We start from the raw sequence: 19,974 nt of genomic DNA on the forward strand, positions 1-19,974 counted from the left end.
AACCAAATGGTAAAATAATAATTATGGTTCTGCTGCGGTTTTTATTCTTTGTTTTTGTTTTGAAGATTGCTTGAATTGTTTGTTTATTTTTGTTAGTAAAGTAAAATAGTCGGGTTTCCTTCAGTCATTTTTGAGCAGGTTGTCTATGGTGGTTAAACTCTTAGATATAGGTGCGCAGACCGAGCAGTTGGCTGCATGCAGGCTCTCATTGCTGATGGGAGTCTATACAGATGATAATAAGATTGCAGACTTCTTAAAGTTTGCACGCGGCATTCTGCAAATGGACAGCGCTATTTTAGCATTTAAAGATGAGCCGTATATTTGGTATAGCTCAGATCGCGAATTTAAAGCATTTATGGCGGCGGCTGATGAGCGCTTGCAGGAATTTTTCCAGCATACAGACCGCTTAGATGTGTCACATCCGCTATTTCCGCAGCTTTCGGCTTATGCGCACAGCTTAGGTGTGGAGCATAAGCGCATGGTGGCATTTGATTTAAAGGATGATCAGGACAGTATTGGTCAGGTTTTTCTATTTGATGATCGGGAAGACGGCTATACCGAAAAGCAGCTGAGCATTGTGGAGGAGTTTGTACAAAGCTTGGTGAGCGTATTGCGCCTTCGGATTGAAAATGCTGAATTGAAAGAGATGTTTGAGCAGCAATCTGCTTTAAATTATAGCAAGACTAAGTTCTTCCAAATTATCGCGCATGATCTGCGTGCGCCGTTTCATGGTTTATTGGGTTTTTCAGAAGTGCTGTCTCAAGAGCGAGATACGCTGGATGAATCAAGCATTCAAAATATTTCAGAATATTTATTTGACACTGCGCAATCGACGTATAACTTGCTGGAAAATTTATTGAACTGGGCAATGGCGGAAGGCGGCCGTTTTGTTTATCACCCGATAAATTTTGATTTGAATCAGGCTTCGACCATTGTCTGCAGTGTGCTGAACAGCTTGGCGGTGAACAAAAATATTGAATTGGAAAATGCTGTGCCTGCGCATTTGAAGGTAAATGCAGATATTAATATGATCACTTCAGTGATTCAGAACTTGGTTTCTAATGCGCTGAAATTTACACCGACAGACGGTACTGGCAAAGTGATTATTCGTGCCGAGGAGCGTGATGAATATATCCGTCTGACCGTGCAGGATACGGGTTTAGGCATGACGAAAATGCAAATGGACAATGTCTTTGAGCAAAAGCTGGCCATCAGTATGAAAGGTACAGCCGGAGAGAAAGGCACTGGTCTAGGGCTGGTATTGTGCAAGCGTTTTGTAGAAATGAACCACGGTGAAATTTATGTGATGTCGCGTGAGGGGGAGGGAACTGCTTTTACGGTAGATTTGCCTAAAGCCACCAGTTTAAATCATGCATTGAGTACAGACAGTTCTGGTAAGGCAAAACCTGAAGAAAAGTCACAGGTTGGCGGATAAAAACCGAATCTTTTATTCCCATGGCGTATCTTCTGCTGATATAACTAGATGCATTGAAGGTTTAGGGTGCTGTGTAGGATGAATGCGGAACAATTGCAAAAAACATTGGTTGCCAGCCAATATGCTGAACAAGTCTTGGGCAATCATACCGAACTGATTCAGCAAGATTATGCAATTGATCAATTTCTCAGTCCGCTCAGTACGGTCCAAATACACAATTATATTTCTGATGCTTTAGACGGTATTGCCGATGAAAGCGCTTGGATGCGCGCGATGCGCATACTGCGCGCCCGTCTAATGTTCCGCTGGATTTGGCAAGATGCCAATCGGCTGACTAATGTCGTCACACTTACCCGTGAACTTTCTGATTTTGCTGATGCCGCGATTTGCGCAGCCAAAGCATTTGCTTATGAGCCTTTAAAAGCCAAACATGGTGAGCCGATGGGCTATAACGGCAAGCTGCAGGACCTGATTGTGATTGCGATGGGCAAGTTAGGTGCGCAGGAGCTGAACTTATCCAGTGATATTGATCTGATATTTGCCTTTGATGAGCAGGGTGAAACCAATGGCCGTAAATGTATCGAGGTACAGCAGTTCTGTATTTTATGGGGCCAAAAACTTATTTATTTACTGGATCACATTAGTGCCGATGGCTTTGTTTTTCGTGTAGATATGCGCCTGCGTCCTTGGGGGGATGGTTCGGCTTTGGCAATTAGCCACGTCGCTTTGGAAAAATATCTCAGTCAGCATGGCCGTGAGTGGGAACGTTATGCGTGGATTAAAGCGCGTATTGTCACTGGCGGTAAAGATGGTGATGACTTGCTGGAAATGACCCGCCCGTTTGTGTTTCGTAAATATGTGGACTACACCGCCTTTGAAGCCATGCGTGAAATGAAAGGCATGATTGAACGGGAAGTGCAGCGCCGTAATATTGAAGATGATATTAAGCTTGGGGCCGGCGGCATTCGTGAAGTTGAATTTATTGTTCAGGTCTTTCAGCTGATTTATGGCGGCTCTAAGCTGGAACTGCAAGACCGTCAGTGTTTAGTCAGCCTGCAGCATTTAGGTGAATTTGGCCTGCTGGATACAACGGCTGTTGCTGAGCTTGAGGATGCGTATTTATTTCTACGCCGTATTGAACATGCTATTCAGGCATTGAACGATCAGCAGACGCAGTCTTTGCCGATTGAGCCTGATTTGCGCCGCCGTATGCTGGAAACGCTGGGATTTGCCGATTGGGATGCATTTTTAGCTGTGCTGAATGAAAAGCGCGCTAAAGTGATTTATCAGTTTTTGCATCTGATTAAAGAAAAAGAGGTGAATCATTTAGAAGAGGGGTTTAGCCAGCTGGAACAGCGTTTAAGTGAAGTGCTGGATGACAATACTAAAAATTTAGTACATGAATTTTGGCATGGGCATGCATTAAAAAAATTGCCAGCGAAAGCTGTACAGCGTTTAAAAGCATTTTGGCCGCATTTGGTCGAAGCTGTGATCCAGTCAGATAATCCGCAAATTGCTTTGCAGCGGCTGATGCCGCTGGTTGAATCAGTCATGCGCCGTACCGTGTATTTGGTGATGCTGATTGAAAGCAAAGGCGCGCTGCAGCGTTTAGTTAAAATGGCCACCGTCAGCCCTTGGATTTGTGAGGAATTAACACATTATCCTGTGCTGCTGGATGAATTTTTGTCCATGGATTTTGAACTGCCAAAGCGTAAAGATCTAGAGGATTCACTGCGCCAGCAATTGCTCCGTATTGAAATAGATCAAGTTGAAGATCAGATGCGTGTACTGCGCCTGTTTAAAAAATCCAATGTTTTGGCCGTTGCGGCCAGTGATGTTTTAGCAGAAAGTCCGCTGATGAAGGTTTCTGATGCTTTAACGGATATTGCTGAGGTTTCGGTCAATGCCGCATTGCATTTGGCTTATCAGATAGTAGCGAAAAAGCATGGCTATCCATTAGATGCTGATGGACAGCGCTGTGCGCTGGATTATATGTCCTTTGCGGTCATTGGCTATGGCAAAGTCGGCGGCATTGAGCTGGGCTATGGTTCAGATTTAGATCTGGTGTTTATTCATTATATGGATGAGCAGGCAGATACGGATGGCACTAAGCCAATCAGCGGTTTTGAATTTGCTATGCGTGTCGGGCAGAAGTTTGTTTCGTTAATGACTACGCAAACTTTGGATGGACGTATTTATGAAGTGGATACGCGTTTACGCCCTTCTGGTGAAGCGGGCCTGCTGGTTACCAGCTTAAAAGCATTTGAGCAGTATCAGCTGAAAAGCGCATGGCTGTGGGAGCATCAGGCTTTAGTGCGGGCGCGTCCAATTGCAGGTGAAATGCAATTACAGAAAAAATTTGAGCAATTACGCTGTGATATTTTGACTCAGCCGCGTGATGAGGCGCATGTGCGCGCCGAAGTGCTGAAAATGCGTGAAAAAATGAAAGATCATCTTGGATCATCAAAAGAGCAGAAAAAAGATGGAATTTTTCATTTAAAACAGGATGCAGGTGGTATCGTCGACATAGAATTTATGGCACAGTATGCGGTACTCGCATGGAGTGGAGCGAATCCGGATCTCGCTCACTACTCCGATAATGTACGAATCCTTGAGGATGCCGCAAAGACAAGTTGCTTATCCAGTGACGACGCGACAGCATTGATTCAAGCTTATCTCAGCGAACGTGCCGAAAGCCACCGTCTAGCCCTTGCAAATCAATCCATGCAAGTCAGCGCTAGCGATTGGCGTGATATCCGAGAGGTCGTTTGCAAGTTATGGCAAAGATTAATTGATCCAGCTGCTCAGGCGGTTGGGTAGAAAATGACTGTGTATAAAAATTTGGAGTTTAGGTCATGAATTTGGCTGATCGTGATGGTTTTATTTGGCAAGATGGACAATTAGTTGATTGGCGTGAGGCGAAAACTCACGTCCTAACACACACATTACACTACAGTATGGGTGTGTTTGAAGGTGTCCGTGCTTATGAAACTCCGAATGGTACTGCAATTTTCCGTTTAAAAGAGCACACAAAGCGTCTATTAAACTCTGCCAAAATTTACCAAATGAAAGTTCCGTTTGATCAAGCAGCGCTTGAGCAAGCTCAAATTGATGTGGTTCGTGAAAACAAATTAGCATCTTGCTATTTGCGTCCAATCATTTTTATCGGTTCGGAAAAACTAGGTATTGCTGCAACTGACAACACAATTCACGCTGTTGTAGCTGCATGGAGCTGGGGCGCTTACCTTGGGGAAGAAGCGATGGCGAAAGGCATCCGCGTGAAAACTTCATCATTTACACATCATCATCCAAACGTGACGATGTGTAAAGCAAAAGCATCTGGCAACTATACGTTATCTATTCTTGCTCACCAAGAAGTGGCGCATTCAGGTTATGACGAAGCAATGCTGCTTGATCCGCAAGGCTATGTTTGCCAGGGTTCAGGTGAAAACGTATTCCTTGTGCGTGATGGCGTGATTCATACACCAGATATCGCTGGCGGCGCTTTGGACGGTATTACGCGTCAAACTATTATTACCATTGCTAAAGACCTTGGTTATGACGTGATTGAACGCCGTATTACACGTGATGAGTTCTATATCGCAGACGAAGCATTCTTCACTGGTACTGCTGCTGAAGTAACGCCAATCCGTGAATATGATGACCGTCAAATTGGTGAAGGTGTTCGCGGTCCAATCACAACACAAATCCAAAAAGCATACTTCGATGCAGTTCAGGGTAAAGACCCTAAATATGCACACTGGTTAACTTACGTAAAATAAGTCAATCGGTTAAGATGAAAAGGCGGAACATTAGTTTCGCTTTTTTTATTGGCTGATTTACAGGATTTTGAATGCATATCGTCTATGTGAGTGATGGAAAAGCAGGGCACCGTTCGCAAGCTGTAGGCTTATTCAAAGCACTGCAAAGACAAGCCAATGAAGACGTCAGTTTTGAAGAAATTGCAATCGATCAGCTGCCAGTATTCAGTCTATTGGGGCATTGGGGTAAACAGCAGCTGTCTGTGTTAAGCAAAGCACCTGATTATATTATTGGGGTGGGCAGTCATACTCAGCTGCGCGTTTTGCTTTTAGGCAAAGTGTTTCCAAAGGCGAAAACTGTGATTTTAATGAAGCCGAATTTTCCATTTGGCTGGTTTGATTATGCTGTCATTCCTGAGCATGACGGCGTGCCCGAAAATGGCAATGTCGTTTTAACGCAAGGGGCGCTGAATCCAATTGTCAATGAACAGCGTCATGTGCAAAACCGTATTCTGATTGCTTTGGGCGGTTCATCGAAACGCCATCAGTGGAATGCTGAAAAAGTATTAAATGCAATTCAAAATATCGTAACTCATAATGCACAAGCTGAGATTATTTTAACGACTTCACGCCGTACACCAGCCGAGTTTTTGGCTGAATTGGAACGGCAGGATTATGCGTCTAAATTGCAAATTTTTCCTGTAGCGGAAACGCCACAAGGCTGGATTTTTGAAGAAATGCAAAAAGCTGAGGCTGTTTGGGTGACTGAAGATAGCGTATCGATGATTTATGAGGCGCTAACTGCTGGGTGTAAAGTTGGTGTGATTCCGATGGATCGATTAAAAGCGGATCGAATTGTGAAATCTGTAGATACCTTGTTGGATAAAAACATTGTTTCTGCACGGTTTAATCTTAAAGAGCTCACTGAGGCTGTTGCTTTTGAAGAAGCTTCGATCGTCGCGCAGAAGCTTTTAGCACAGGACAATAACGAGAAATAGTTCATATACAGAATTTCAATGGCTTAGCGCAGAAAAGCAATCACTAAGCTGCTGTTGTCAAAACCGCTTTATGCTATGCTTTTAAACTGAATATTAGAATATGCCGAATAGGCAGATAGCAGCTTGTTTTTGAGTGATTTATGAAAATCTTACATATCGCGAATTTTGGATTTAATAAACAGGGTGCACATTTTTATTGCACTGACCGTAAAATTTCCGCTGGTTTAATTGAAAACGGACACTTTGTTTATGATTTCAGTTTCCGCGATATGGCGCGTATGGGCACGATTTTTAAAACGAAAAAACTCGGTGCGAATTGGGCCAATAAAGAAATTTTAAAGATCGTGAATAATATTGAACCCGATCTCGTATTGGTGGGTCACAGTGACTTGATGAGTCCGACTGTGCTGCGCGATATCAAACAGCAATTTCCTCAAACCAAAATTGCTTTTTGGTATGTCGATCCCTTGTACTTAGAGCAGAAGTTAGGTTTTGTTCGTGAGTTTTCGCCGTATTTGGATGCCATTTTCTGTACTACAGGTGGCGAATACCTAAAAAAATTAAAGCAACCGCATTTAAAAACTGCTTATATGCCGAACGTCGGTCATCGCAATGTTGAAGTATTAAAACAATTTGAATCTACGCGCATTGATAAAGAATTTATCTTCTGTGGCGTGGTGTATAAAGAACCAGTCCGTGAGAAATTCTTAAAAGATTTGGCAGATACCTTAACTCAAAACAGTATTCAATATCAGTATTATGGCTGTTTTGAGCAACCGGGCGTATATGGCAAAGGCTATTATAAAGTGCTGTCAGAATCGCGTATGGGTCTCAATTATTCACGTAAAAATGACGTGACCTTATACAGTTCAGACCGAATTGTGCAGCTCACAGGCAATGGCTTATTGACCTTTAGCCCGCGTATTCCAGGCTTCGATCAGCTCTATACAGAGCAAGAAGTGGTTTATTTTGATGACCAACATGATTTGGCGGCAAAAATTAAGCACTATGCAGGACATCCTGATGAAGCGAAGAAAATTGCACAAGCGGGCTGGAATAAAACCCGCAGTAGTTTTAATGCAAAACGTATTACCCAGTTTATGATTGAAGTTACTTTTGATCAGCCATTGTCTGAAGCTTATGAATGGTCACACGAGGTATATGCTTAATGTGGATTCTTTATGTGTTGGCGGGCTTAGTGCTACTGGCCACCGTACTCTATGTCTTGGGTAACTACACTTTTTGGTTGCCACCATTACGTACTGCACATATTCCGCGTGTGGTGATGCTACATCAAGTCACGCCAAATGCAGAGGCTTCGGGCATGAATATGCCTCCTGCTAAGTTCGAGCAGTTGCTACAGTATTTAGTGAGTAAGAATGCCAAATTCTGCTTTGTCTCTGAAATTGATCAGTATGAAGGACAAAAAGATGTGTTTGCACTGTCCTTTGATGATGGCTTTTTAGATAACTACGAATATGCCTATCCGTTACTAAAAAAATATAAGGCCAAAGCGACAATTTATTTGGCTACACAAATTGAAGGCATTGAAAAGTTAAGCCCTGAGCAGATCCGAGAAATGGCAGATTCAGGCGTGATTGAATTTGGCGCACATACACAGCACCATGTAAATTTGCTGAAATTGTCAGATGAACAGGCATTTGCAGAAATGCAAGCGTCGAAACAAGATGTGGAAGCAATTGTTGGCAAATGTCCAAGCTTTGCTTATCCATTTGGCCGTTTTAATGAAAAGCATCAGCAAATGGCCAAAGAAATCGGCTTTAAAAATGCGGTGTCTACACGTAAAAAAGTGGAACACATCAGCACGGCGAACCAATTTAATATTCCGCGCGTAAGTACACATGGCGCAATGAATGCCTTACAAATGCGTATTGCCTTAGCGAAAGGACGTTATAAATTATGATTCCATGCAGTGTTTATATCGTAACTTTAAACTGCGGTCCTTGGCTGCAGGACACCTTGCAGAGCGTGCAAGATTTTTCAGAAGTGATTATTTTAGACTCTGGCAGTACGGATGATACCTATGCGATTGCGCAGTCTTTTGCCAATACGCGTATTTCACATCAGGATTGGCAGGGTTATGCTGCGCAAAAAAGCTTGGCTTTGGCGCAGTGCAAAAATGACTGGGTGCTAAATTTAGATGGTGATGAAGTTCTATCGAAAGAATTAAAAGCCGAAATTGAACAGACCATTCAAGCCAATCAAATTGATGCACTGATTACCCCGATTAATGATGTGTTTTTAGGCGTGCCAAACAGCAAGCATACGAAAAAGCATGCCAAAGTACGTTTTTTCCGTAAAAACAAAGGCCAATATGACCTTGAAAATAAAGTCCACGAAAATGTAATTGTGGATGGTCAAAGTGTGAAAGCTGAAGGCGATATTTATCACTACGGCGAATCGAGTATTTTTGTCAAAGTAGAAAAAAATAATCAATACTCAAATTTAAAAGCAGCGGAAAAATTCCAAAAGGGCAAAAAGCCGAGTTTGTTAAAATTAAGTTTGGTCATGCCGGTAACTTTCTTAAAGTCTTACTTTATCCGCCGCAGCTGCTTGAATGGCTGGCGCGGTTTCGTAAACAGCATGATTAATGCTTTTTATGCCTTTTTAAAAGAGGCAAAGCTTTTTGAGCAGCATCAAAATGCAGCCAAGAAAAAACAGGATCAGCCGTGAAAATTGTACAAGTTCTAGCAACCAGTGGCGGTATAGGCGGTTTGGAGCAGCATAGCTTCAACTTAGTCAATGAAATGTCGCTGCAGCATGAAGTGCATATTTTGGCGCATCCATGCTATGCCGAAAAATTCAATGAAAATGTTCATTTTCATCCGGTGAATTTTGCTCGCAGTCGCTGGAATGTGTTTCTGCTTTGGCAGTTAAAAAGTCTGATTAATCAAATTCAGCCCGATGTCGTGCATGCACAAGCAGGGAAAGCATCTGAGTTAATTACTAAAATCCGTGGCTGCCTTAAGCCAGTCAAGTTTGTTACGACAGTTCATGGCACCAAAAAAAATAAAGCCATTTATGCTGCTGGGGATGCGGTCATTGCAGTCAGCCAAGCGCTTACACAAGGTATCCCCGCGCATAAAGCGCATATTGTGTATAACGGTGTATATCCACAGCCTGCGCTATCAGAACAACAGAAAGACCAGCTAAAAGCCGATATTTATGCAGTGCATCCAGTCATGGACAGATCAAAAAAGCTGGTGATGTGCATTGGACGCTTGGAGCCAGTTAAAAATATCAGTTTGTTGATTGAGGCAATGCAGGGGATCGATGCTAACTTATGGATTGTGGGTGATGGTTCTTTACGGACGTCTTTAGAGGCGCAAGTTCAGCAGCAGAATATGCAGTCTCAAGTTGCCTTTCTTGGCTTTCGTACAGATGCACGTGACTTAATCCAGCTGGCGGATACTGTGGTGTTGTCCTCAGACCGAGAGGGTTTTCCATTGGTGATGGTGGAAGCACTACAAGCGGATAAAACGATGGCATCGACCAAAGTGAATGGTGTGATTGAGTGGTTGCCATCGCCATATTTGGCGGAAATTGGTCATGCGGAGCAACTGAAAGCCTCGATTCAGCAGGCACTGTCAGATAGAGCAGATCAGGATTTCTTACCATTATTTGCTAAGGCAAAAGCAACATTAACGGTTGAAGCCATGACACAGCAAACCCTGCAAATTTACAAGGATTTGCTGCGCTCAGCATAAGTATTTATTTTTTAGCTGTTAAGCGAATAGCATCGAGTACCACAAAGTCGCCTTCAGCATTGATGGTATGACAGCCATCATCTTGCGGATTCCAATCTGGCAAAACCACTTCTAAGAGCGATTCTTTGTAAGTGGTTGGGCTGAGTTCGACAATATGCTTGAGCTCAATGTTGCCGCCGTAACGTTTTAGTGAATCTTGGCTTGGGCGCACCAGTTTGCCATCATAGATAAATGGTTTTCCAGCCATGCGGAATTGCTGATGACCCTTACATACAGGGTTTTGTGGATGCTCTTGCCAGTTTGGATTTAAAAGATCTTCAGTCATAAAAAGATCTAAACGATCACCAAATTTTTTGCAATTTCGACGGGTTGAGGTAAATAAATACCACATGCCATTATGTAAAAACGGCGTTGTATCTACAGCCTCTATACTTTCTAACAAATTGCTATGCTTTTCCCATTTTAAAGGGAAGTCGGTGCATTTCCAAAGTTCAATGGTTTTATTGGCACTGGTTTCTGGAATCATAAACCATTCATTTTCAATCTGAAAAATACATGGATAAGACAGGTGGTAGTCCAGTTTTAGAATGGTTTGTGGCTCGGTATAGGTGCCATCTTTAAATATTTCCAGAACTGATAAAAAACCGACAGGATGGATATCGTCGACTTCTTCAAAGAAAATGAAATGTCGATCATTATCTTGCGCATAAAAACAATCAGCAAATGTAAATTTGCGCGGTGAATGAATTTCAAAAAGTGTTTTAAGCTGTTCTTGATGTTTTAATGGTTGTTGCAACCAGCCAAAACGCATGTACCAATGAGAATCAAATTTTCTAGCATGTTGCTTTTGTTGAAATTTATACCATTTCTTTAAAATTGTGCGCATCATAAAGCTGTGTAAAGACATAATACTATTTATCTAATTCTACATTAGGTATGATATTCATTCAGTAAAATATTGGTGTTTAGCTCGGCTTTTACATCAGTAGTATCGTGTTATTTTAAATTTTATGAGTGCTTATAGCTTTATTTTTATCTGACTATGGGCGGATAGCTTAGTGTTAAGATCTAAGTCTGTATGGAAAATAATTGAGCTGTAATACAATTTTGGGAAGATAGATGAAGATTCTTCATACGTTACATTGGATTCAGTTTGCGGGCACGGAAAAAGTCTGTGTGGATTTGTGTAATGAGATGGTGAAAGAACATCAGGTCTGTCTTTTGAGTCATGAAAAGATTAAGCCTTATATTGATGATGCGATAGAGCTCATAGAATTTGATTTTCAAAAGAACCGTCATAATCCTTTATTTTTATATCAAACAGCTAAGTTATTAGAAAAAATTTCGCCTGATATAATTCATTGTCACAATACAAAGGAAATTGAGATTATGAAATATGCTCAATTTTTTTTGAAAAAAAAGATACCGATCATAGCGACAAAGCACACCTTGCAATATAAGAAAAAATATAATCTTGCTGATCTGTGTGTAGCGATTTTAGAAGATACGCAGCAACTTTTAAAACAAGAATCAATTATTATTAAAAATGGTATGGCTTATAAAGAGCCAAGCAAAATTGAGCGTCCTGAGAAATTTTATATTGCGCTTACAGGCCGCTTAGATAAGATGAAAGGCTTTGATATTGCAATTGAAGCACTTTCTTCTGTGGATTTTGATTTTGAATGTCATATCTTTGGCGAAGGGGAAGAAAAGAATAATTTACAACAGCTGATTCAAGAACGAAATTTGGAAGAAAAAGTATTTTTAAAAGGTTTTAGCCGCCAAATTAATAATGTTTTGTACAGTTGTGATTTGCATATTATTCCATCACGTTTTGAACCGTATGGTCTTGTCGCAATTGATGCAATTTATTATGCACCATTGATGATTTCATCTCATACAGGGATTTGTGAACAAATTTTGCCGGAGTCTTTGAAATTTGACAGTACTGCAGAAGCTTTGCGCTCTAAAATTACTGAAGTTTATAAGAATTATGATGAGTTTGTAGTTGAGTTTGCAAATATTAAGTCTACTAAAGACAGATTTAGCATTCAAAAAATGGCAGAGAGCTACTTAGAGGCATATCAAACTCTCATTTAATTCTTGTTTGTTTTTATATTGTCTACACATGGCTGATTTGAAAATTTTTAAGTCAGTCCTGTGAGGCATTTATTTGTATTATAGTGTATTTCTTACTAAAAAATATTTCTAATTTCATAAGATTAAATTAAGTTAATTGTATTATTTTTGTATAAAATAGCTTCGCACAGCTTTGGTAGCTGAATTAACCAAAACTTATTATGAGAATGAAAAGTTGAAAATCGTCCATATATTATATTTTACTGAGTTTGCCGGTACAGAAAAAGTCTGTGTGGATTTGTGTAATGCAATGAGTCAGAATAATGAAGTCTTTTTACTGGCCAATACTTACGACTTTCAAGGGAATAAAATTACAGATTATATTGAAGATACTGTGAATGTTGTTGATATTGAAACGGATCGAAATCGTCATAATATTTTCTATTTATATAAAATTGCCAAAATATTAAAAAAAATCAATCCTGATGTGATTCATTGTCATAATACAAAGATGCTCGAAATTATGAAATATTGTCAGATATTTCTCTCTAAAAAAATTCCTTTGGTATTTACGAAGCATAATTGGTTTGTTAAGAAGCGTATGAAATATGCGGATATCTGCGTGGGTATTTCACCAGAAACACTGAAACTTTGTAATGCGAAAAAAAATATTCTGATAGAAAATGGTATTAAGTTTCAACAGCCTACAAAAATTCTAAAGAATGATACTTTTAATATTGTTGGCGTGGGAAGACTAGAAGAACATAAAAATTGGCAGTTGGCGATTACGGCTTTGAGTCAGATCGATTTTGATTACCGCTTATATATTTTGGGTCAGGGGGTTTATGAGCAAGAACTTAAAGACTTAATTGAGAAATTAAATGTAGCAGATAAAGTTAAATTAGTTGGCTTTGTGAATAATCCTTGGGATTATATTTGTAGCTCAGATTTGCAAATTTTACCTTCAAGATTAGAGGGCTTTTCATTAGCACTCATTGAAGGCATTTATTATGGCAAAATGGTCTTTGCATTAGATACGGCGAATCATCGTGAAGTATTAGGTGATGATTTTATTATTGAAGATGATGCAGAAAAGCTGGCTCAAACATTGAATCAGGTCTATTTGAACTATGATGAATTCAATGAAAAGTTTTCAAAAGTGAAAGCTGAATCAGCCCGTTTTGATATTAATAACGTTGCGCAAAAATATATTGATGCATATAAAAGTTTATCGGATCAAAAAGTACAAGCCGCTTAACAGTTCATTATTTTAGCTAAATAGCCCCTTTGGCTCATCGCAGAAGGGGCTGATATACAGAGTGTTGCATTCAAGGTTGATCCAATAAGACATGCTTACAAAGCTTATGTGAGTGATCTGGTCTTATCTTAGAGGATACATAAGCTAAAATAGTGATTATTCTTTATCCGCGTTACCTTTCAGCACCATATAAATAAGCGCAGCAAAAATAGCAAATGCTCCTGCCAGACTGCTGGCGCAGAAAATCACAATACGGTTATAAGTCGTTAGATTAAACAGCTGATTATCTACGATATAGCGCATAAACACCCACTGTACGATTGAAAATACAATAAGAACAATTGCACGACGGCGAACTTCAGGACGCATAGCCATAAGGAGATACACAGCAACAATCTAAGAGAATGCTATTATGCCACTGTTGAAAATTGATCTCAATTGTATAAGGCTAATCCATGTTTTACTGGCGCAAAAGGGGGCATGGTATTGAGCAAAAATCTGCTATTTGTGATACATGTTGATATTGCCTAAGCAGTTGCTAAAACGCTTATACGACCAAATGTACTGTTCTGGCGCTTGATTGATGATCGTTTGCATTACAAGGTTCAAGCTGTCGACTGAACGTTGTAAATCATGAGAAAGAATGTCATCAGGCAGTTTTTGACAGTGAATATCAAAACTTTTCAGGTCAGAATTTCGAATGCAGCTTAAACCGATAACATTGCATTGTGTTTTGGCCGCCAGTTTAGAAACCAGCGTGATCGATAAAGTTTTTTGCCCAAAAAATCAGCGTAAATGCCGCCAGATGGCTTGGGTAAATGGTCAGGCAGAATAACAGTTAGGCCGCCTTGTTTCAAATGTTTAAAAATGGCGCGTATTCCAGTTTCATCAGTGGGCACTAATGTGGCATTACATTTTTCTCGCGCTTCCAGCAAATAGCGATTTATACCTTTATTTTTATTCGGTTTATACATAATCATCGGTTCTGTATATACGTTCAGCCATGCGTTGAGCAACTCCCAGCAGCCAAAGTGCGGAACGACGACAATAACCCCTTTTTTATTTGCGAGCGCTTCGGTTAAAACTGCTTCACCTTGTATGTTTTTTACTAAACTCAAGCTGTATTTTGGCGGCATGCCCCAGCACTTAATAAATTCAATATAAGTCAGGCATTGGCTCTGCACACTTTGTTTGATTAACTGCTTCTGTAATGCTGGAGAAAGTTCGGGATAGGCAAGCTGAATATTGATTGCGGTAATGCGTGTGATGGACAAATTGAAATGGTAAAGAATAAATGCAATGGTCAAGGCAAGGGCTTGCAGCAGCCACAGCGGCAGGTGAGATATTATTTTAAAAATTAAGTACATCAGGTAAATGGTCTCAAAATATTATTGTGGTTTAAACGTAAATTTTGCTAAGAGACCGGACGAGTTTCGTTAAATAATGAAAATGATCAGAAGCTATTAAAACAAAATAGAGTAACACCTGAAGTGGACAGATTAATGCTTTCATGATCAGGCACTGCATCATAGCGCAGCGCTGCAGGTTTGCGATTAGCAAAGTAAATTAAAAATGAACTTTTATGCTGACGGGTGAAATGTGGAATTGACGGCAATAAAAAACCCTGCACTGAGCAGGGTTTTTTGAACCTTAAAATCTAAATCTTAAAAGGTAAGATTATTTAGATTCTTCAGCTTTTGGTTTTTCACGCAAGCGGATACCTAAGTCACGCAGCTGATTGGTTTCAACTGGCGCAGGCGCTTGAGTTAAAGGGCATTCAGCAGTCTTCGTTTTCGGGAATGCAATCACGTCACGGATAGATGATGAACCTGTCATCAACATCACTAGACGGTCAAGACCGAATGCTAAACCGCCGTGAGGAGGCGCACCGAATTTTAATGCGTTCAGCAAGAAACTGAATTTCTCTTCCGCTTCTTCTTCACCAATGCCAAGCGCTTCAAAGATCGCTTTTTGCATTTCTAGGTTGAAAATACGAAGTGAGCCGCCGCCGATTTCAGTACCGTTCAATACCATGTCATAAGCAACAGAAAGCGCTTCGCCCGGATTGTTCTTCACTTCTTCAACCGTTGATTTTGGCAGCGTGAATGGGTGGTGAACAGATGTCCATTTGCCGTCATCAGTTTCTTCAAACATTGGGAAATCAACAACCCAAAGCGGCGCCCACTCGCAAGTTGCAAGTTTCATGTCGTGGCCGACTTTAATACGTAAAGCGCCCATTGCATCATTTACAACTTTTGCTTTGTCCGCACCAAAGAACACGATGTCGCCATTTTCAGCGCCAACACGTTTTAATAGATCAAGTACGATTGGCTCGATGAATTTAACGATTGGAGACTGAAGGCCTTCGATGCCTTTTTCAAGCTCGTTCACTTTGATGTAAGCCAAGCCTTTCGCGCCATAGATGCCTACAAATTTGGTGTATTCATCAATTTGGCTACGCGGAAGTGAGCCAGCGCCCGGTACGCGAAGCGCAACAATACGGCCTTTAGGATCTTTAGCAGGGCCTGCGAATACTTTGAACTCAACGTCTTGCATCATGTCTGCAACGTCAACCAATTTCAAAGGAATACGCATATCTGGCTTGTCAGATGCATAGTCGCGCATTGCGTCTGCATAAGTCATGCGAGGGAATTTATCGAATTCAACGTTTAGAAGTTCTTTGAACATCTTCACAGTTAAACGTTCCATTAAATCCATGATGTCATCGTCACTCATGAACGATGTTTCAACGTCGATTTGTGTGAATTCAGGCTGACGGTCAGCACGTAAGTCTTCATCACGGAAACATTTCGCAATTTGGTAGTAACGGTCAATACCGCCAACCATCAACAGCTGTTTGAATAGCTGCGGAGATTGCGGAAGCGCGTAGAAGCTGCCGTTTGAAACACGGCTAGGCACTAAATAGTCACGTGCGCCTTCAGGAGTCGCGCGGGTCAAAATAGGCGTTTCAACGTCTAAGAAGCCATTGTCTTCGAAATAGTTACGAATCAGGTTAGTCAATTTAGAACGGAAACGTAAACGCTCTAACATTTCAGGACGGCGGATGTCCAAGAAACGGTATTTCAAACGTACTTCTTCTGAAATATTGGTGTTTTCATCATTCAATGGGAATGGAGGGGTTTCAGAAGAAGCAAGAACTTCAATTTCTTTACCTAGAACTTCGATTTGACCGCTTGTGATGTTCGCGTTTTCAGTACCTTCGTAACGGCGGCGTACACGGCCTGTAATTTTTAATACGAATTCTGAGCGAGATTTATCTGCAGTTGCAAATGCTTCTGGAGTATCTGGGTCAATAACCACTTGAACAAGACCGTCACGGTCACGCATGTCAAGGAAGATGACACCGCCATGGTCACGGCGGCGGTGTACCCAGCCGCATAATGTTACGGTTTGGTCAATTTGAGCTTCGGTTAAAGAACCGCAGTAATGAGTTCGCATCATAGCGTTAGAAATCCAACTATATGGTTTAAGTTCAGCGAATACGTAAACAGCGCACCGCTTTTATACAAAGGGGGGATTATGCCTCTTTTTGGGCATTTTGTCACAGGGACTTAGGCTTAAACGCTAAAAATTAGCTGCGGGCAATATTTTAGCGTCAGCTTATTCCGCGGCTGCTGTGAAAAAATTTGTCGCGGCATTTAGGATGACGAAAATAAGGCTGCCGAGTGTGAAGATGGCTAAAAATGCACGGAAAAAATAATTAATTGATTTGCCGATATAAGCATAGAGGTCGTGGACATAGGCATCTGAATAGGCACTGTCTGCAAAATATAAATAGCTGGCTATACCGGCAGTCAAGGACAGCAGCGACAGGCCATATACATAGATTTGGGTCTTTTTATTGACTGGGTCTGTGCTGCGGTAGCGCAGATGATGGCGGTAGATCATCCACGCTAAAATCGGCAGCGCAAAGATGGATAGTCCGATTTGTAAAACTCGATGCAAAGGATAGCTGCTGCCAAATAGCGCTACAGGCAGGCTTAAGGTCTCTTTGAAGGCGAAAGTCCGAAAGTCGACATGGGTTAGGCCATCCCAAAGGATGTGTGTGGATGTGCCGATAATAATGGCAATGATGAGGCTTAGAATAAAACCACAGCATTGATTGAGGCCGTGTAGATTGAGAGGTTTATGTAGACCAAAAAAAGCAAACAGCATCGGTCGGTAAAATGCATACCACAGCAAGCAAAACATTAAGCCCAAGAGAAGATTAGGCACAATGAGCCCCGACCATTGATGTGATCCATCATAATTGGCATTGGTAAATAAGCGAAATAAATCCGGTACCATACAGCCAATGGCTAAGGCGGCAATGGGCAAACGACCACCGCTTAATTTAGAGAGGGGCGGTGCTAAGACAGCATGCGAAATGGTAAAGGGCATAATTTAAAATATAATTATTTAAAATAAATCAAAAGACTAATGCGTCAAAGTATAGCTGAGAGCTCAGCTTAGAAATGTTTTTTATTGAAAAAATATTGAAATGTTATAATATAACAAAACAAAGCCATCTACCTGAGCTGCCAGCATGCTATTCAAGAAGAAATTAATCAGCGTATCTATTTTTGCCTCTATGGCACCGTTTGCATTTGCAGATGAGGTTTTAACCCAATCTAAGCAGGGGGCCGTACAACAACTCGATACCATTCATGTACAAGCCCATCCCCTAGAACAATCAGCTGCCGATTTTGCAGTTGCTGATCATATTGTTAGTCAGAAAAAATTAGCTGAACGTGGTACAACCATTGGTGATGCTTTGGCTGATGAACTTGGTGTGTATTCAAACCAATACGGTTCAGGCTCTAGCCGTCCAGTGATTCGCGGGCAAGATGGGCCGCGAGTAAAAGTGCTGCAGCACGCTTCTGAAACTGCCGATGTTTCTGTACTTTCACCAGACCATGCGGTAACGGTTGATCCGATTTTAGCAAAGCAAGTTGAAATCATTCGAGGCCCGTCAACACTGCTTTATAGCGCAGGTACAGTCGGCGGATTGGTGAATGTCACAGATCAGAAAATTCCAACGCAAATGCCTGATAAAGGCTACGAAGGTCAAGTTGGCCTCCGCTACAATTCAGGCAGTGATGAGAAACTGGCAAGCGCTGGTGTGACGGCTGCACTGGGCGATCAATTTGCCATTCGTGTGGAAGGCACAAAGCGTAAAGCGAATAATTATATTGCGCCAGATTATGTACATGAACATAGCCATGAGCATGATTTAGGAAATGGGCAGCATGAAAAGCATACGGAATATGTCAAAGAGCGCCGTGTAGATAATACCTTTGCCGAAGGTCAAACGGTGAATATCGGCGGATCATGGATTCATGATCGAGGTTTTGCAGGGCTGTCTTATAGCCGCCGTGAAGATCAGTATGGCTTGCCGGGTCATAGCCATGAATATGAAAATTGTCATCCGCATGGCAATACATTGGATTGTCACGCGCATGGGGCGGGCGGCCATACACATGATCATGATGAAGAAGAGCATGGCGGGCCATGGGTCGACTTAAAATCTGAGCGTTATGATTTACGTACAGAATTGTTTGAACCATTTGCAGGATTTCAAAAGCTCCGTGCGCATGCCAGCTATACAGACTATAAACATGATGAGCTGGAAGAAAATGAAGTACTGACTACATTTAAAAGCCAAGGCTACGATGCGCGTTTAGAGCTGTTGCATAATCCAATTGCAGATTGGGAAGGGGGGATTGGCGCGCAGTACAACCGCCAAAAGTTAGATATTTCAGGTGAAGAGTCTTTAATGAATCCAAGCACGACTGAAAAGTGGAGTCTATTTGGTCTAGAGCATAAGCAATTTGGCAATTTTCACGTGGAACTGGGCTTGCGTGCTGATCAGCAAAAGATTGATATCGATTCAACTCAAAAAGATTATGATGACTATGCAATTTCTTATTCAGGCGCTGTGAACTGGGAGTTTGCGCCAGACTATAAGCTTTCATTTGTTGCATCGCATCAGGAGCGTTTGCCTCTAGCACAAGAGCTGTATGCCAATGGCAAGCACTTTGCGACCAATACTTATGAGCGCGGCAATGAAAACTTAGATGCGGAAAAGTCGAATAATGTAGAGCTTGGCCTGCATTATGAAGCAGATCAACTGGATTATCATGTGCATGTGTATCATAACTGGTATGACAGCTACATTTATGCAGCGACAACAGATAGCCATGATAATTTCCGTTTAGTGGACTATACCCAAGACAAAGCGAAGTTTTATGGGGTAGAGGCTGAAACAGGCTATGCGGTTACTGATCAATACAAAGTCAGTGTGTTTGGTGATTATGTACGAGGCAAAATTGATGGAGCAAATGCGCCGCGTGTGCCGTCTGGCCGTTTAGGTGCAAAAGTAGAAGCTGACTTTACAGATGGCTGGTCTGGTTTAGCTGAATATTATCATGTGTTTAAGCAAGATAAATTTGCTGCGCATGAGCAGGAAACGCAAGGCTATAACATGGTCAATGTTGGCTTGGCTTATGCAGGCCAGTATGCAAAAGACAATGATTACCGTGTGTATTTTAAAGCCAATAATTTGTTAGATGATCAAGTGTATTCACATGCTTCATTCCTTTCAAATATTCCGCAAGTTGGCCGAAACTTCACTGTAGGCTTAGAGTTCGGTTTCTAAGTTTGCACATGAGTTTAAGCGGATAACACAGAAATCCTCTTGAAAATTCAACGGATA

15 protein-coding genes and 1 pseudogene are annotated in these 19,974 nt (G+C 41.3%); 11 read left to right on the plus strand and 5 right to left on the minus strand.

Translation table 11 applies throughout. The features are described from left to right. Positions 1 to 145 precede the first annotated feature (145 nt). The 8 genes from D7V32_RS05655 to D7V32_RS05690 all read left to right on the plus strand — a co-directional run bounded on the left by D7V32_RS05655 (position 146) and on the right by D7V32_RS05690 (position 9,922). Positions 146 to 1,435, plus strand: a complete 1,290-nt coding sequence (locus D7V32_RS05655; RefSeq protein WP_120401937.1) for a sensor histidine kinase — start codon at positions 146 to 148, stop codon at positions 1,433 to 1,435. A gap of 78 nt (positions 1,436 to 1,513) precedes the next feature. Continuing rightward, on the plus strand, positions 1,514 to 4,255 hold the full coding sequence (gene glnE / locus D7V32_RS05660) for a bifunctional [glutamate--ammonia ligase]-adenylyl-L-tyrosine phosphorylase/[glutamate--ammonia-ligase] adenylyltransferase (protein WP_120401938.1): 2,742 nt from the start codon (positions 1,514 to 1,516) through the stop codon (positions 4,253 to 4,255). A gap of 35 nt (positions 4,256 to 4,290) precedes the next feature. Next, positions 4,291 to 5,217, plus strand: coding sequence for a branched-chain amino acid transaminase (locus D7V32_RS05665; RefSeq protein ID WP_004278329.1), 927 nt, complete (start codon positions 4,291 to 4,293; stop codon positions 5,215 to 5,217). A gap of 71 nt (positions 5,218 to 5,288) precedes the next feature. Beyond that, entirely contained in the window at positions 5,289 to 6,194 is a 906-nt protein-coding gene (locus tag D7V32_RS05670) for a mitochondrial fission ELM1 family protein (RefSeq protein WP_120401939.1), read from the plus strand. 140 nt (positions 6,195 to 6,334) lie between these two features. Next, on the plus strand, positions 6,335 to 7,363 hold the full coding sequence (locus D7V32_RS05675; RefSeq protein WP_120401940.1) for a glycosyltransferase family protein: 1,029 nt from the start codon (positions 6,335 to 6,337) through the stop codon (positions 7,361 to 7,363). After that, on the plus strand, positions 7,363 to 8,118 hold the full coding sequence (locus tag D7V32_RS05680) for a polysaccharide deacetylase family protein (protein ID WP_120401941.1): 756 nt from the start codon (positions 7,363 to 7,365) through the stop codon (positions 8,116 to 8,118). The genes D7V32_RS05675 and D7V32_RS05680 overlap by 1 nt, the downstream gene beginning before the upstream one ends. After that, positions 8,115 to 8,888, plus strand: coding sequence for a glycosyltransferase family 2 protein (locus tag D7V32_RS05685; protein ID WP_120401942.1), 774 nt, complete (start codon positions 8,115 to 8,117; stop codon positions 8,886 to 8,888). Before D7V32_RS05680 ends, D7V32_RS05685 begins: the two co-directional genes overlap by 4 nt. Continuing rightward, a complete protein-coding gene (locus tag D7V32_RS05690; protein ID WP_120401943.1) occupies positions 8,885 to 9,922 on the plus strand; it encodes a glycosyltransferase in 1,038 nt (345 codons plus the stop codon). The genes D7V32_RS05685 and D7V32_RS05690 overlap by 4 nt, the downstream gene beginning before the upstream one ends. A gap of 4 nt (positions 9,923 to 9,926) precedes the next feature. Here D7V32_RS05690 and D7V32_RS05695 read toward each other — a convergent pair whose 3' ends face one another. After that, positions 9,927 to 10,811 (minus strand): glucosamine inositolphosphorylceramide transferase family protein, encoded by an 885-nt coding sequence (locus tag D7V32_RS05695; RefSeq protein ID WP_120401997.1) that lies wholly within the window; start codon positions 10,809 to 10,811, stop codon positions 9,927 to 9,929. Positions 10,812 to 11,041: 230 nt separating this feature from the next. Between D7V32_RS05695 and D7V32_RS05700 the strand changes: the two genes are divergently transcribed. Together D7V32_RS05700 and D7V32_RS05705 are read left to right on the plus strand one after the other, a co-directional pair. After that, complete coding sequence (locus D7V32_RS05700) at positions 11,042 to 12,022, plus strand: glycosyltransferase (protein ID WP_120401944.1); 981 nt, start codon at positions 11,042 to 11,044, stop codon at positions 12,020 to 12,022. A gap of 172 nt (positions 12,023 to 12,194) precedes the next feature. After that, positions 12,195 to 13,259 carry a glycosyltransferase gene (locus tag D7V32_RS05705; protein ID WP_120401945.1) on the plus strand — a complete coding sequence of 355 codons (1,065 nt, stop codon included), beginning with the start codon at positions 12,195 to 12,197 and terminating at the stop codon, positions 13,257 to 13,259. A 156-nt stretch (positions 13,260 to 13,415) separates the two neighbouring features. On the opposite strand, the gene D7V32_RS05710 is transcribed toward D7V32_RS05705, so the two are convergent. The 4 genes and pseudogenes from D7V32_RS05710 to D7V32_RS05725 form a co-directional block, all read right to left on the minus strand. After that, positions 13,416 to 13,634, minus strand: a complete 219-nt coding sequence (locus tag D7V32_RS05710; protein WP_120401946.1) for a hypothetical protein — start codon at positions 13,632 to 13,634, stop codon at positions 13,416 to 13,418. 126 nt (positions 13,635 to 13,760) lie between these two features. Beyond that, a pseudogene (locus D7V32_RS05715) lies at positions 13,761 to 14,626 on the minus strand (lysophospholipid acyltransferase family protein). A 310-nt stretch (positions 14,627 to 14,936) separates the two neighbouring features. After that, entirely contained in the window at positions 14,937 to 16,721 is a 1,785-nt protein-coding gene (gene aspS / locus D7V32_RS05720; protein ID WP_120401947.1) for an aspartate--tRNA ligase, read from the minus strand. Between the two features lie 159 nt (positions 16,722 to 16,880). Next, on the minus strand, positions 16,881 to 17,660 hold the full coding sequence (locus D7V32_RS05725; RefSeq protein WP_120401948.1) for a DUF4184 family protein: 780 nt from the start codon (positions 17,658 to 17,660) through the stop codon (positions 16,881 to 16,883). 145 nt (positions 17,661 to 17,805) lie between these two features. Here D7V32_RS05725 and znuD point away from each other — a divergent pair, with 145 nt between their 5' ends. Continuing rightward, positions 17,806 to 19,917 (plus strand): zinc piracy TonB-dependent receptor ZnuD, encoded by a 2,112-nt coding sequence (gene znuD, locus D7V32_RS05730; protein WP_120401949.1) that lies wholly within the window; start codon positions 17,806 to 17,808, stop codon positions 19,915 to 19,917. Positions 19,918 to 19,974 lie beyond the last annotated feature (57 nt).

The sequence above is a fragment of the Acinetobacter tianfuensis genome (assembly GCF_003611465.1).
Lineage (GTDB): Bacteria > Pseudomonadota > Gammaproteobacteria > Pseudomonadales > Moraxellaceae > Acinetobacter > Acinetobacter tianfuensis.